The organism is Roseinatronobacter thiooxidans (assembly GCF_001870675.1).
Classification (GTDB): domain Bacteria; phylum Pseudomonadota; class Alphaproteobacteria; order Rhodobacterales; family Rhodobacteraceae; genus Roseinatronobacter; species Roseinatronobacter thiooxidans.
Window position 1 is genome coordinate 13,022 of the sequence record NZ_MEHT01000018.1, and the last position, 13,744, is coordinate 26,765.

The following is a 13,744-nucleotide window of genomic DNA, read 5'->3' on the forward strand; positions in this document are numbered from 1 at the left end:
GGCGCATCATATCAGGCAGGCGCGCGTGCTTGAAGCCCTTTGCGCCGCGCCAGCATCTGCCCTGCAATGATGATGCCCAGCGCCAGTATAAAGCGGCCCGGCAATTCCTCGGCCAGAACAACAACGCCAAGCAGCACAGACCAGACAGGAACATGGTAATTGACCTGCGACAGAAAACTTGGGCCTGCGCTGCGGATGATCCCCACCAACAGCAGCGTTGCAAACCCTGTGGGCAAAAGCCCCAGATAGAGCAGCGCCAGAAACGGGCGGGCCTCTGCCATCGGGGGCAGGCCTTCGGTGATCAAGGCGGCAGGCAGCATGATTGCAGTTGCCACCCACAGGGCCAGCACGCCAAAGCCCACAGGGTGCACCTCGGGGCAGCGCCGCGTTATGATAGAGCCGATGGCATAGCTTAACGCGGCAGCAAGGCAGCCCAGCCGCGCCGCAGCCTCGAACTCTGAACCAGAGGCCGCGAAAACCCCCGGCCCGATCAGCACGCCCACCCCCACAAGGCCCAGCAAAAAGCCCATCGCCTTTTGCCGCGTCAGCCCTTCACCCAAGACAAGGAAATGCGCAAATCCGATGACGAATAGCGGGATGGACGCCATCGTAATGCCCGCAAAACCCGATGTGACATGTTGCTGCGACCAACTTAGCAGGAAGAAGGGCAGCGCATTGGACAAAACACCCATTCCGGCGGCAAAGGCCAGAATTGCGGGCGAGGCTTGCAGCCGGACCCCCATGACCACAGCAATGACGGTCAGGGTGATGGCCCCGATCACGATGCGCCCTGCCGCCACCCAGAGGGGCGAGAACCCCTCTAGCGCGATTGCGACACCCAGAAATGACGCGCCCCAGATCAGGCCCAGCGCGATCAGACCGATCCAATTGCCTAGGGTGGGGCTGGTGGGCATGGTGACACCTTTCAAACTGCCGCAAAAGGCCGCAGATATGATAAACATGTGTAATAATTAGGCATGCGGCACTTGTCCAGAGGGGCTATGCAACCCCGATCATCGTGCCCTGCAACACGGCAACCGTCTTGCGCGCATCGCCGGAAACCGCCACGACCTCGGCGCGGACCACACTTAAACGCCGGCCTGCGCGCACAACTTCGCCCACGGCATGCAAACTGTCCCCGATCGCGGGCGAAAGCAGGTTGATCTTCATCTCGACGGTCATCACCTCCTGCCCCTCGGGCAGCAGGCTGAGTGCGGCATACCCCGCCGCCGAGTCGCCTAGCGCGAAAGCCACGCCCGCATGCGCCGCCCCGTGCTGTTGCTGAAACGCCTTGAGTATCGGCGCATGAATCACAGCGCGCCCCGCCGCCCCTTCGACCAGCTGTGCATGCAGGCTGGTCATCATCGACTGGCGGGCGAAGCTGTCGGCAAGGCGCGGGTCTATCATGGCATCTCCGATCTGGAAATAATCTTGCGTTTTCAGTCGGAAAAAGCAAGGCTTACAGCCATACGCCGCGACGAATGAAAGCCGCTATGCTGTATCAGGAACTTATCAGGCGCAAGCGCGACGGCCAGCCCCTGACGCGCGCAGAGATTGAGGCGCTGGTCCAGGGCATGACCAGCGGCGATTTGGGCGATGCGCAACTGGGCGCGCTGGCAATGGCGGTGGTGCTGAATGGCATGGACCTGGCCGAACGTGTGGCCCTGACCGAAGCGATGCGCGATTCCGGCGATGTGCTGCACTGGGACAACGGGCCGGTTCTGGACAAACACGCGACCGGCGGGATTGGCGACACAGTCTCGCTGATGCTGGCGCCTGCACTGGCGGCCTGCGGGGCTGTGGTGCCCATGATCTCGGGGCGCGGGCTGGGGCATACGGGTGGCACGCTCGACAAGCTGGAGGCGATACCGGGCTATACGACGGCCCCCGACCTGACGCTGCTGCGCAAGGTGGTGGGCGATGTGGGCTGCGCGATTATCGGACAAACATGCCAGCTTGCCCCTGCTGACAAGCGGTTCTACGCGGTGCGCGATGTCACAGCGACTGTGGAATCGCTGGACCTGATCACCGCCTCGATCCTGTCGAAGAAGCTGGCGGCGGGGCTGGATGCGCTGGTGCTGGATGTCAAATGCGGCAATGGCGCGTTCATGGCCGATCTGGCGCAGGCCAAGGCGCTGGCGCAGGCGCTGGTCGCGGTGGCCAATGGCGCGGGGTGCCGCACCTCTGCGGTGATCACCGACATGAACGCGCCCCTTGCACCGGCAGCGGGCAATGCGCTGGAAGTCCGCGTTGCGCTGGATTTCCTGACCGGGCGCGACATGCCTGCGCGTCTGTGGGAGGTGACCTGCACCTTGGGCGCGGAAGGGCTGGCTCTTGCGGGGCTTGCCACGGATGCCCGCCAAGGGCGCGCGATGGTGGAAGATGCCTTTCACTCTGGCCGCGCGGCAGAGCGCTTCGGGCAGATGGTGGCCGCCCTTGGCGGGCCGCATGATCTGCTGGACGCGCCCCACAAGCATTTGCCGCAAGCGCCGGTCACTGCCGATTGCGTGGCGCTAGAGGATGGCGTGATCTGCGGGTATGACACCCGCGCCATCGGGCTGGCCGTGATCGAGTTGGGCGGCGGGCGGCGGCAGCCCACTGACAGGATTGACCCGCGCGTGGGCTTCGCAGAGATTCTGCCCCAAGGCACGAAAGTTGCGCGCGGCACTGTGATCGCGCGGGTTCATGCGGCGGATACGCAGGCCGCGCAACGCGGGGCCAAGGCGTTCACGGCCGCGTGCCAGATCGGGGCCGCGCCACCCGCGCGCCCCCTGATCCTGTGCCGTATAACAGGGGCCGGTGACGGCTAAGCCGCCACGCAACCCGCAGCGCCAAGCCCGGAGACCCCGGATCAAGTCCGGGGTTCACGTTGCACGCCCCCTCGCGGTGACACTCCCCCTCATGCCGGTTTACGCCTTGAACCCCCGCCATGAAAGGCCAAGTATGCGCAATGTCCTGATTGGTGAGTCCATGCCCCATAACAACCTGAGCCAGCCCGCCCCGCGCCCCGATGTCCTGACCCGCCCCAAGCTGGAAGGCGGCAAGCGGTTTCGCATGGCCAGCCCCTTTTTGCCCGCAGGCGACCAGCCCAAGGCCATTGCAGAACTGGTCGAAGGGGTGCGGACGGGCGAGCAGAATCAGGTGCTGCTTGGGGCCACCGGCACCGGCAAGACCTACACCATGGCCAAGATCATCGAGGAAACGCAGCGCCCTGCCATAATCCTTGCGCCCAACAAGACGCTGGCCGCGCAGCTATATGGCGAGTTCAAGGGTTTCTTCCCCGATAACGCGGTCGAATATTTCGTCAGCTATTATGACTATTACCAGCCCGAAGCCTATGTCGCGCGGTCCGACACCTATATCGAGAAGGAAAGCCAGATCAACGAACAGATCGACCGGATGCGCCACTCGGCCACGCGCGCGCTTCTGGAACGCGATGATGTGATTATTGTCGCTTCGGTGTCGTGCATCTATGGTATCGGCTCGGTCGAGACTTATTCGGCCATGACGCAGGATTTCAAGGCTGGCGAGAGCTATAACCAGCGGCAGGTTCTGGCCGATCTGGTGGCGCAGCAATACCGCCGCAATGACGCCGCGTTCCAGCGCGGATCGTTCCGCGTGCGCGGCGATGTGATCGAGTTATGGCCCGCCCACCTTGACGACCGCGCATGGCGATTGTCATTCTTTGGCGAGGAGCTGGAAGCGATTACCGAATTTGACCCGCTGACAGGGGCGAAAACGGACACGTTCGCGCAGATCAGGCTATACGCCAACAGCCACTATGTGACCCCGCGCCCGACCATGCAGCAGGCCATCAAGGGCATCAAATGGGAATTGCAGACACGGCTGGACCAATTGATCGCCGAAAATAAACTGCTGGAGGCGCAGCGGCTGGAACAGCGCACCAAATTCGATCTGGAAATGCTGGAAGCCACCGGCGTGTGCAACGGGATCGAGAATTATTCGCGCTATCTGACAGGGCGCGCACCCGGAGAGCCGCCGCCCACTTTGTTTGAATTCATCCCCGACAATGCGATTGTCTTTGCCGATGAAAGCCATGTCAGCGTGCCGCAAATCGGCGGTATGTACAAGGGCGACTACCGGCGCAAATTCACGCTGGCCGAACACGGATTCCGCCTGCCAAGCTGCATGGACAACCGCCCCCTGAAATTCGAGGAATGGGACGCGATGCGCCCGCAATCGGTGTTTGTGTCCGCCACCCCTTCAGCGTGGGAGTTGGAACAGTCTGGCGGGGTCTTTACCGAACAGGTGATCCGCCCCACCGGCCTTGTGGACCCGGAAGTTGAAATTCGCCCTGTTCAGATGCAGGTCGATGATCTGCTGGATGAAATCCGCAAAGTTGCCGCGCGCGATCTGCGCGTGTTGTGTACCGTATTGACCAAGCGCATGGCCGAAGATCTGACAGAATACCTGCATGAGCAGGGCATTCGTGTGCGCTACATGCATAGCGATATCGACACGATCGAGCGGATCGAGATTTTGCGCGACCTGCGGCTGGGCGCATTCGATGTGCTGATCGGCATTAACCTGCTGCGCGAGGGGCTGGATATTCCCGAATGCGGGCTGGTGGCGATTCTGGATGCCGATAAGGAAGGGTTCTTGCGGTCTGAAACCTCGCTGATCCAGACTATCGGGCGGGCCGCGCGCAATGCCGATGGCCGCGTGATCATGTATGCCGACCGCATTACCGGCAGCATGGAACGCGCGCTGGGTGAGACGAACCGCCGCCGTGAAAAGCAGGTGGCCTATAATATTGAACACGGGATCACGCCGCAGACAGTGCGCAAGAATGTGGAAGATGTGCTGTCCGGCCTGTGGCAGGGCGATACAGATATGGCCCGCGTGACCGCGCAGGTTGACAAAGTGAAGCCCGGCGCGAACCTGCAAGCGCATCTGGAAGGGCTGCGCACCGATATGCGCAAGGCTGCCGAGAACCTTGAATTTGAAGAAGCCGCGCGCCTGCGCGATGAGGTCAAGCGCTTGGAAGCGGTGGAACTGGCCATCGCAGACGACCCCCTTGCGCGGCAATCCGCCGTGGATGAGGCCGTGGATCATGCCGTCAAGCCACGCTCGACCGCCGGACGACCGGGCCAGCGCGGCGGGGTCAAGCGACGCGGGCGCAAATAACGCCGCGCGCATGACGCCTGTCTGAAACAGAGCTATTCGAGAAAGGCATGCGGCATAGGCCCGGACCATGCACCACAGGTGTTGCATGATTGCACCGCAATCATGGATCGGCGCGCGCTGGTTCCCCACCCGCCCTGACAGCGTATTGAGGGGGTGAAATGTCAGCTGGGTTCCAGACATGCCGCCCCCTATTGGTACCTGATAACATGTAGCATTCTGCGCAGCTTTCATTTGGGACAATCACATTTGCCCCCGCAGCCTGCTTTCACTACAGATGACAGGGATTTCTTAAAATTCCCTGAACACTGCGTCGAAATCACGCCACTGCGCCACGCTTCACGCCCTTTACACGCAAGCTTGGTGCTGTTTATACAATCTCACATTGAGATCGACGTCAGACTGCGGTATTGACGCAAAGGTATTTATACAATTTGCGGCGTTTTTGTCCTTTGTGGAAAAAAATATATATAACAATGAATTACATTTCTGTCACCTTTGGGACAAGTGCGACCGCATCCGTGATTCTGGGGAATTTTGCAGCATTTGCGCCCGCCGCATTGGCGTGTCGCAACGAATACCCACCGCAACTGAATAAAATTCACAAAGGCCATGGTATTTCGTCCGTTTATCGGGCGTTTCATGGCGAGAATGTCCAACCTGCTTCTGGCGTAACCAGTCTTGGTGGAGATTCTGCCTGCCTTCCCAGCGGCAGCCTGCCCGCATGTGGGGCCTGTTGCGCGTCAGGCATTGTAGCTGCTATGCTGAACCCCTTTACACCAAGCCGACCATGCCGACAGGCCATACCCCCGCAGTAATCCGGAGAGAATGATAATGAACCAAAGCTTCTGGAAAGCGGAGAGGGTAACGATGCTGACGAAGATACCTGTTTTTGCCATGGTAATGTTGGTTATGGCGATAACGGCATGCAGCGATGGCTATGTGCAATTTCCCACCTCACCAGAAGGCCAGCGCGCACTTGGGGACGATGTGGAGGTGATTGTCCTGTCATCCGACAATATCGGCGATTTCTCTCGTCCCGCACGGGGGCACCAAGTGACCCAAATGCCCAGCGGGCGGAACTGAACTTATGCGGTTGGGGCCGGTGACATTCTGTCTGTCATTGTGTTCGATCACCCAGAGTTGACATTGCCCGCCGGCCCCCAGCGCAGCGCGGCAGAAAGCGGCTTTCAGGTTGCCAGCGACGGCACCATCACCTACCCCTATATCGGCAGCGTTCGTGCAAGTGGTCGGTCTGTCGGGCAAATCCGAAGCGATATTTCGCAACGCCTTGGCAGCTTCATACCCGACCCGCAGGTTGAAGTGCGCATCGCGGCCTATAATTCGCAATCGGTCGTCGTCTCGGGCGAGGTGAAGGCCCCGAACCGCCAATCGCTTACCTCGGTGCAACTTAGCCTGATCGAAGCGATCAATGCCGCCGGTGGGTTCACAGAGTCGGCCGATCATCGGATCGTCTCGGTTCAACGGGGGGGGCAGGTGCACTATGTCGATGTGCAGGGGTTTCTTGAAAAGGGCATCGCCCAGAACAACCCGGTTCTGCGCAACGGCGATGTTGTGAATGTGCCGCGCCGCCGCGCCGAAGAAGCCTATTTGCTGGGCGAAGTTGCGCGCCCGGATGTGGTCGATCTGTCGCGCGAGCCGATCACGCTGACGCAGGCAATCACACGTCGCGGGGGGCTGCAACAACCGCGCGCCAATGCACGCGGGGTTCTGGTATTTCGGGCCTTCGGCAGCGATGTGACACGGGTTTTCCAGCTTGATACAACCTCGCCTGCGGGCTTGCTGCTGGGCACGCGGTTTGTGCTGGAACCGGGCGATGTTGTCTATGTGCTGCGTTCACCCTTGCAGCGGTGGAATGACACGATTGTCCGCCTTTTGCCCAGTGTGCAAGCCATACGCGCGGTCGATGATGTCGTGAATTGATGCATGATGAAGGCGGTATTCAAATCTATTCTGGTCGTCTGTGTCGGGAATATCTGCCGCTCGCCAGTGGCAGAGCGTTTGTTGGCGCGCAAGCTGGCAGAGCTTGGCTCGGAAATCACGGTGTCCTCGGCGGGAATTGCTGCCCTCGAAGGCCATGCCGCAGATGACGATGCCGCGTCGGTCGCGCATTCGCAGGGCCTGTCTGTGGCGGGGCATGTCGCGCGGCAGTTCTCACATGAGCTTGGGGCTGCACATGCGCTGATCCTTGTCATGGAACCGGGCCACAAACGCGAGATTGTGAAAGCCGCCCCCGACCTGTCTGGCAGGGTCATGCTGTTTGACCACTGGACAGGTGGCAAAGGAATTGCCGATCCTTACCGCCGTTCCAGACTGTTTCACGAAGAGGTGTTCGCACAGATAGAAGCCGCCGCTTCTGCATGGGCGGAAAAGTTGCATAAGTAAGTCAAGGGACGGAATCGGATGAAAGACAGCAGGCCATCGGCCCCCGATTTTCCGCCCCAGTCCCCTACAGGAAAACCCGTCATAATGCAAAATCTGCAAAATATCGCCGAGGATGAAATCGATCTGGGCCAACTGGTGTCCACCCTGTGGCGTGGCCGCTTGGCGATTGTCGCGGCGACAGTGGCCGGTGTTGCAATTGCCGCCTTCCATATTGCAAACACCAACCCCACATTTCAGGCCGACGCCCTGCTGCAACTGGAAGAAAGAACCGGCTCACTCGCGCTGCCCAGCAGCTTGTCGGCCATGGTGGATAATGACCCCCGCAGCGTGACGGAAATTGAAATTCTGCGCTCGCGCATGGTTCTGGGCCGCGCCATTGCAGACCAGAACCTTGATTGGCGTGTCACGCCAGATACCATGCCGCTGGTCGGGACAATGTTTTCGCGCTACCGCTTCCCCCTGCTTGACGCGGTCATCCCAGCCAGATTTGTGCGCCCCGGCGACGGGATCGAACTGGACAATCTTGTTGTCCCCCCAAGCATGCTGAATGAAAGCTTCACGCTTATTCTCACCAGCGAGACAGAGTACCGCCTTTTGCTGCCGGACGATTTGCAACTGGAGGGGCGCGTCGGACAGCCCACAACCCATGCGGAAACCGGATTTTCGCTCACGCTTGCGCGCAGTCAGGCCCCTGCGGGACGGCGCTTTCATATCCGGCAGGTGGATGAACGGCGTGCAATCAATGACCTGCGCGGCAGGCTTTCGGTCAGCGAACGGGGCCGCGCCTCTGGTATTCTGGAAGTGCGGTTGACGGGCGACAACCCGCATGAAAACACGCGCGCCCTGGGGGCCGTCATTCAGGCATATCTCAGCCAGAACATCTCTCGCAGTGCGGCAGAGGCAGAAAGCAGCCTGACATTCATCCGCGAACAACTGCCTTTGGCAGAGCAGACATTGCGGATTGCAGAAGCAGCCCTTAACGCATTCCGGCAAGAACAGGTCACCATTGACCTGTCGCTGGAAACGCAAACAATACTTGGCCAGGTGACGCGCACTGAAAGCGAGCTGGCAGACCTGCAACGCCGCGAAGACGAATTGGCCCAGCGCTTTACCCCGTCGCATCCGACATATCGGCAATTGCTGGATGAACGCGCGCGGCTGGAAGCACGTCTGGAGAACCTGCGCGATCAGGTTGGAACGCTTCCCGAAACACAGCGGCAAATCCTGAATCTCAGCCGCGAGGTTGAACTGGCACAAAGGATTTACACAGAATTGCTGACCCGCGCGCAAGAAGTGGAGGTCTTGCGCGCCAGCACCATTGGCAATGTGCGCATTGTCGATGGTGCGGGTGCCGGGCCATCGCCTGTGGCCCCGCGCAAAGCAATGATTCTGGCGCTTGGCATGGCTCTGGGGGGCATGGCAGGGATTGGCTTTGTGCTTGTTCGCAACTGGATGCGCCGCGGCATTCAAGACCCGTCCGAGCTGGAGGCCCTTGGCATGCCGGTTTTTGCGACGATCAATTACAGCAAAGACGCCGATACAGAAGGGCGCCGCGAAGGCAATTTGCCGATACTGGCCTTTGAACGCTCTGCCGATCTGACAGTCGAGGCCTTGCGGTCGCTGCGCACCAGTTTGCATTTTGGCATGCTCGATGCGGGAACCCCAAGTCTGACCCTGACCTCTTCCCATCCTGACGCGGGCAAAAGCTTTTTGTCGGTAAATCTGGCGGCGGTGGCGGCGCAGGCCGGACAACGGGTCTGCGTGATAGATGCTGACCTGCGCCGCGGGCAATTGCGCCGCTATTTCAACCTTCCCCGCAACGCCCCCGGACTGGCAGAGGTTTTGGCAGGCGATATATCCTTTGAAGATGCCGTGCTTCAGGGACCACATGAAAACCTGTTTATTCTGCCAACAGGGCGCTACCCGCCAAACCCGTCAGAACTGCTGATGCGCGCCGAACTGCCCAGATTGATCGAGACATGCGCCCAGATTTTTGACCTGACGATCTTTGACGCCCCGCCAGTTCTTGCCGTAACAGACCCGGTTATTCTGGCGCGCCACACAGGTGCAACCATCTTCGTTGCAAGGCATGACGTAACCCCGAAGGGCGAGGCGGAAGCCGCGCAAAAGACGCTTGCCAGCGCGGGGCTGAAATTTTCCGGTGCAATTCTGAACGGGTTTGACCCAAAGAAGGCCGGTGGCCGATACGGCTATGGGTATGGGTATGGGTACGGGTATCGCTACGAATACAAACAGCGCAAAGAATAGTGCCCCGAAGTGCGCATCTATGTAGGCCCTGCCAGCCCCACTCGGGGGCCTAGTGACACTGCGCAGCAGCGCACGGTTTTTTAACCGGTTTTCAGCGTATTCATGAGAAAACCTTTGAAATCCCAAGCGGAATCACAGGTCAAGGAACAGTGCATGATTACCCCGTTTGAAAACCGCACCGCGTCGCGCCACGGGCCTGCGACAGGTCTTCACGCCATTATAGCGGACAGGCCCACCCCCTTGCACCCTATGGCAACCACCCTGCCCCGGCGCGTGCGGGTTCAGGCGTCAGGCGGCAGTGCGCAGACCCGCGCGCAGGCACCATTCGGTGACCAAGGCCATATCCGCGGGCAACCCCTCGGCCAGCCCATCCGCATAGGCGGTGAAGGCAGGCAGGTTCAGGCCATTCACCCCGACCAAGACCGGCACATCACGACACAGCGCCTCGCCAATGACAGGGGCAAAGCCATGGCCGGCAGCTTCTGTCTTGCCGAACTTGTTGACGATCAGCAGATCAGCACCTTGCAAGGCCGCCTCGGTGGCCGCAACCGCTTGCGCCAGAACGCTTGTATCCAAGGTGCAGCCCCGCGCAAAGGCCCCCCGATCTTCGCTGATGCGCAACACTGTATCCGAGCCGAGAAGTTGCAAATCCATATCGCATTTGGTCCGGTCGGCGCGGGCAGTATTGGTCTGCACTGTTCCACAAAGCCGTAAATGCCCCTGCAAGGCGCGCGCAACCGCAGACAGGAACGCATCGCTGGCGCCCTGCCCCGGTAAGCTGATATATCCCAATCTCATGACGCGCGCCCTTTCTGTCATTGCACGATCCAGACTAACCCAACCCCCAAAATTATTCTTGATATATATCAATTATAAGCCCATCTCTGCGGGAGATATTCCAAATACTATAATAAATAATGAAATTACCCAGACAGATTTAATTTGATAATTATCTACCAAAACATCCCCTGCATCAGATTTCCGAAAATATGGCGGCAATCATCCGCATCTGGCCTGCGTGGGTCATAGCGGCAGCACCTCGACCAGATCGCCGCGCGTCATCTCTTCCTCGTCAGAGGGGATCAACACCAGCGCATCGGCTTGTGCAAGCTGCCCTATCCGGTGAGAGCCTGCCCCTTCCAGACAGATCACCTGCAAGACACCGCGCGCATCATGGCCCAAAATACGCGCGGGCCTGTATTCGCAGCGCCCCGGCTTGTGCCGAAGCGACGCGCCAAGCGCGGCCAGCCTTTTGACAGGGCCGGTTTCGGCAAGCCCCGCCACATGGCCCGCCAGAACTTGCCCGACACTATGCCATGTCACAAAAGCGGCCACCGGATTGCCGGGCAGCCCCAACCATAGCGCGCCGTTGACCTGCCCGATTGACAGCGGTTTGCCCGGCTTCATGGCAAGGTTCATCACCTCGATCCGGCCCCCAAGGCGCCTTATCACGCGCGCCATATGGTCTTCATCCCCGACCGAGACGCCGCCTGTGGTCAGGATCACATCTGCCTGCGCGGACGCACGGGCAAGTGCATCGCATAGCGCCTCTGGGTTATCAGCACATGCGGGAAAGGCGATCCGGGTGATCCAGCGCTGATCCAAGGCCGCCGCCAGCATGGCATGATTGGCGTCCCAAATCTGGCCGAGGGCAAGGGGGGTGCCCGGTTCAACCAATTCGCTGCCCGAACACAGGATCGCCACGCGCAAGCGGCGGATGACAGGCACATGCCCGACACCTGCACCCGCAAGCGCTGCGGCTTCTTTCGCCCCAAGAATGCGCCCTGCGGGCAGCAAGGGCGCGCCAAGGGCCAGATCCTCTCCACAGCGGCGGATATGCTGGCCACCCTGCGGGCGGGCCGAAATTGAAATCATATCACCAAGGCGCGTGACATTCTCTTGCGCAATCACGGCATCTGCACCCAGCGGGACAGGCGCGCCAGTCAGGATGCGCAGCGCGGCCCCCTTGGGCAGGGCTGCGGGCGCGCCCCCTGCGCAGATGCGCCCAGCCACAGGCAGGCACCACGGCCCCTGCCCCGTCAGGTCTGACAGCCGCAGGGCATAGCCATCCATCGCGGCATTATCAAATAGCGGCAACGCCACCGGCGCGGCGATATCTTGCGCCAAGACCCGCCCGGTGGCCGCGCCAAGCGGCAGCATTTCCACCACTTGCAACCGTGAAACCAGTGCCAGCCCGCGCGCGATGGCCTGATCGACGGGCACAAGGCCCGCCGCGCTGTCACAACCACATGCGGCGGGGTCCGGGTGGTGCAGGGGCTGATGCAATGTCATATCGGCTCTCCAAGCAGTAAGTGACGGGTCATGCAGCTTGTAGCTGCACGCCTTCGATATTGGTTTTTGCCACCAGGTCTGCGGTAAACTGTGCCGCCGCCCGCGCCCATGCAGCTTTCGCATGGGCATCGCGCAGGCGTGGCAGGATCGCGTCAAAGGGCAGCACCTCGCCGCGCGCGCGGGCATCAAGGCGGATCACATGCAGGCCAAAGCGGGTTTCCACAGCATCGCTGATCTGCCCCTCTTCCAGCGCATCCATTGCCGCCTCGAACTCGGGCACCGTGTCGCCCTGTGCCAACTGGCCCAGCAGCCCGCCATTATCCTTGGAGGAACAGGCGGAATGGGTGCGCGCCAGTTCGCCAAAGCGGCGGGGGTTTTCGCGCAACTGCGCCAGCACGCCGTCCGCATGCGCGCGCACAGCGGCCATATCGTCCTGACGGGGGAACAGGATATGCGCCGCTTCGTATAGCGATGGCGCGCGAAAGCGGTCTGGCTGCGCGTCATAGACCGCGCGCAAGGCCAGCTCGTCCGCCGGGGCGGGTTGAATGGCCAACTCGCTCAACTGGCGGATCAGCGCTTCATCTTCGGTTTCCACCTGCCCCGGCGACACTTCGGCCGGGTCAGGGGTCAGGCCACGCGCGCGGGCCTCTTGCAGCATCATCTCGCGGATTGCCAAGGCGCGCGCGGCGGCTTTCCATGCCAGCCCCGGTTTTTCTTTCGGGGCTGGGTGGTTCTGGGCTTCGGCCGCAATGCGTTCGGCCGAAATTTCAATGCCGTTTACAAAAACAGGCGGCAGAAGCGGTTTCATGCGATGGTTTCCTTATTCGGCAGGGGTTGGGGAGGTGGGCGCTGTGGGCTTTGGCGTCATGCCTGCGGCCGTTGACGCGCGCTTGTCGCGGGCAAAGGGTTTCAGGCCCGTGCGCGCAGGTTTCGCGCCAGCGCGCGAACGCACGATCTGATAGCCCGGCCGCCACAGAAAGCGGATTGGCGCGGACAGCATATGCACCAGACGGGTGAAGGGGAACAGCGCCACAATCACCATGCCAAGGAAGATGTGGAACTTGTACAGCCAATGCACATTGACCACTTCTTGCCACGCATTGATCTGCAACCCCATGACCGATTGCGACCATGTCATGAACTGTATCATCTTGGACCCGTCCATATGGCCCAGCGTCAGGATGATGGTGCCCATGCCGACCACGATTTGCAGCCACAGGATCGCCAGAATACCGATATCGGCAAAGGTGGAATTGTTACGGATGCGCGGGTCAGTCAACCGCCGGTGCAACAGCATAGTGCAGCCGATGAACGCCGCCGCGCCCGCAGCCCCGCCGATAATGACCGCCATCCACTGTTTCAGCCCGTAGCTGATGCCTAGCGCATCCAGCAGCCAGATCGGCGTGAACAGCCCGACAAGGTGGCCGAAGAACAGCACGATGATACCCACATGGAACAGCACCGACCCCCAGACCAGTTGCTTGCGGCGCAACAACTGGCTGGACGAGGATTTCCATGTGAAGGGGTCACGTTCATACCGTGCGATTGTGCCAATCAGGGCGACAGCCAGCACCGCATAGGGCAGGATGCCGAAAATCAGATAGTCGAGATCGAAATTGCCAAACATTGCTCG

12 protein-coding genes and 1 pseudogene are annotated in these 13,744 nt (G+C 60.7%); 7 read left to right on the plus strand and 6 right to left on the minus strand.

Annotated elements, in window-relative coordinates:
- Positions 1–11: 11 nt before the first annotated feature.
- Both BG455_RS09525 and BG455_RS09530 read right to left on the minus strand, forming a co-directional pair.
- A complete protein-coding gene (locus BG455_RS09525; protein ID WP_245735512.1) occupies positions 12–962 on the minus strand; it encodes a DMT family transporter in 951 nt (316 codons plus the stop codon).
- 37 nt (positions 963–999) lie between these two features.
- A complete protein-coding gene (locus BG455_RS09530) occupies positions 1,000–1,407 on the minus strand; it encodes a PaaI family thioesterase (RefSeq protein WP_071469769.1) in 408 nt (135 codons plus the stop codon).
- An 86-nt stretch (positions 1,408–1,493) separates the two neighbouring features.
- Here BG455_RS09530 and deoA point away from each other — a divergent pair, with 86 nt between their 5' ends.
- The 7 genes and pseudogenes from deoA (at position 1,494) to BG455_RS09555 (ending at position 9,819) form a co-directional block, all read left to right on the plus strand.
- The gene (deoA, locus tag BG455_RS09535; RefSeq protein ID WP_071469930.1) at positions 1,494–2,810 is read left to right on the plus strand and encodes a thymidine phosphorylase; all 1,317 of its coding nucleotides are present in this window, start codon (positions 1,494–1,496) and stop codon (positions 2,808–2,810) included.
- Between the two features lie 160 nt (positions 2,811–2,970).
- Complete coding sequence (gene uvrB / locus BG455_RS09540) at positions 2,971–5,148, plus strand: excinuclease ABC subunit UvrB (RefSeq protein ID WP_071469931.1); 2,178 nt, start codon at positions 2,971–2,973, stop codon at positions 5,146–5,148.
- 867 nt (positions 5,149–6,015) lie between these two features.
- Complete coding sequence (locus BG455_RS17570) at positions 6,016–6,231, plus strand: hypothetical protein (RefSeq protein WP_245735513.1); 216 nt, start codon at positions 6,016–6,018, stop codon at positions 6,229–6,231.
- Between the two features lie 15 nt (positions 6,232–6,246).
- A pseudogene (locus tag BG455_RS17695) lies at positions 6,247–6,465 on the plus strand (polysaccharide biosynthesis/export family protein); the annotation flags it as partial.
- Positions 6,466–6,468: 3 nt separating this feature from the next.
- Complete coding sequence (locus tag BG455_RS17700; RefSeq protein WP_425438735.1) at positions 6,469–7,089, plus strand: SLBB domain-containing protein; 621 nt, start codon at positions 6,469–6,471, stop codon at positions 7,087–7,089.
- A 3-nt stretch (positions 7,090–7,092) separates the two neighbouring features.
- Complete coding sequence (locus BG455_RS09550; RefSeq protein WP_245735515.1) at positions 7,093–7,551, plus strand: low molecular weight protein-tyrosine-phosphatase; 459 nt, start codon at positions 7,093–7,095, stop codon at positions 7,549–7,551.
- Positions 7,552–7,635: 84 nt separating this feature from the next.
- The gene (locus BG455_RS09555) at positions 7,636–9,819 is read left to right on the plus strand and encodes a polysaccharide biosynthesis tyrosine autokinase (RefSeq protein WP_071469770.1); all 2,184 of its coding nucleotides are present in this window, start codon (positions 7,636–7,638) and stop codon (positions 9,817–9,819) included.
- Positions 9,820–10,107: 288 nt separating this feature from the next.
- Here BG455_RS09555 and BG455_RS09560 read toward each other — a convergent pair whose 3' ends face one another.
- The 4 genes from BG455_RS09560 to narI all read right to left on the minus strand — a co-directional run bounded on the left by BG455_RS09560 (position 10,108) and on the right by narI (position 13,738).
- Entirely contained in the window at positions 10,108–10,617 is a 510-nt protein-coding gene (locus BG455_RS09560; RefSeq protein WP_071469771.1) for a DUF2478 domain-containing protein, read from the minus strand.
- Positions 10,618–10,842: 225 nt separating this feature from the next.
- Positions 10,843–12,111, minus strand: coding sequence for a molybdopterin molybdotransferase MoeA (locus BG455_RS09565; RefSeq protein WP_071469772.1), 1,269 nt, complete (start codon positions 12,109–12,111; stop codon positions 10,843–10,845).
- Between the two features lie 28 nt (positions 12,112–12,139).
- Complete coding sequence (locus BG455_RS09570) at positions 12,140–12,919, minus strand: peptidylprolyl isomerase (RefSeq protein WP_071469773.1); 780 nt, start codon at positions 12,917–12,919, stop codon at positions 12,140–12,142.
- 12 nt (positions 12,920–12,931) lie between these two features.
- On the minus strand, positions 12,932–13,738 hold the full coding sequence (gene narI / locus BG455_RS09575) for a respiratory nitrate reductase subunit gamma (RefSeq protein ID WP_071469774.1): 807 nt from the start codon (positions 13,736–13,738) through the stop codon (positions 12,932–12,934).
- Positions 13,739–13,744: the final 6 nt, after the last annotated feature.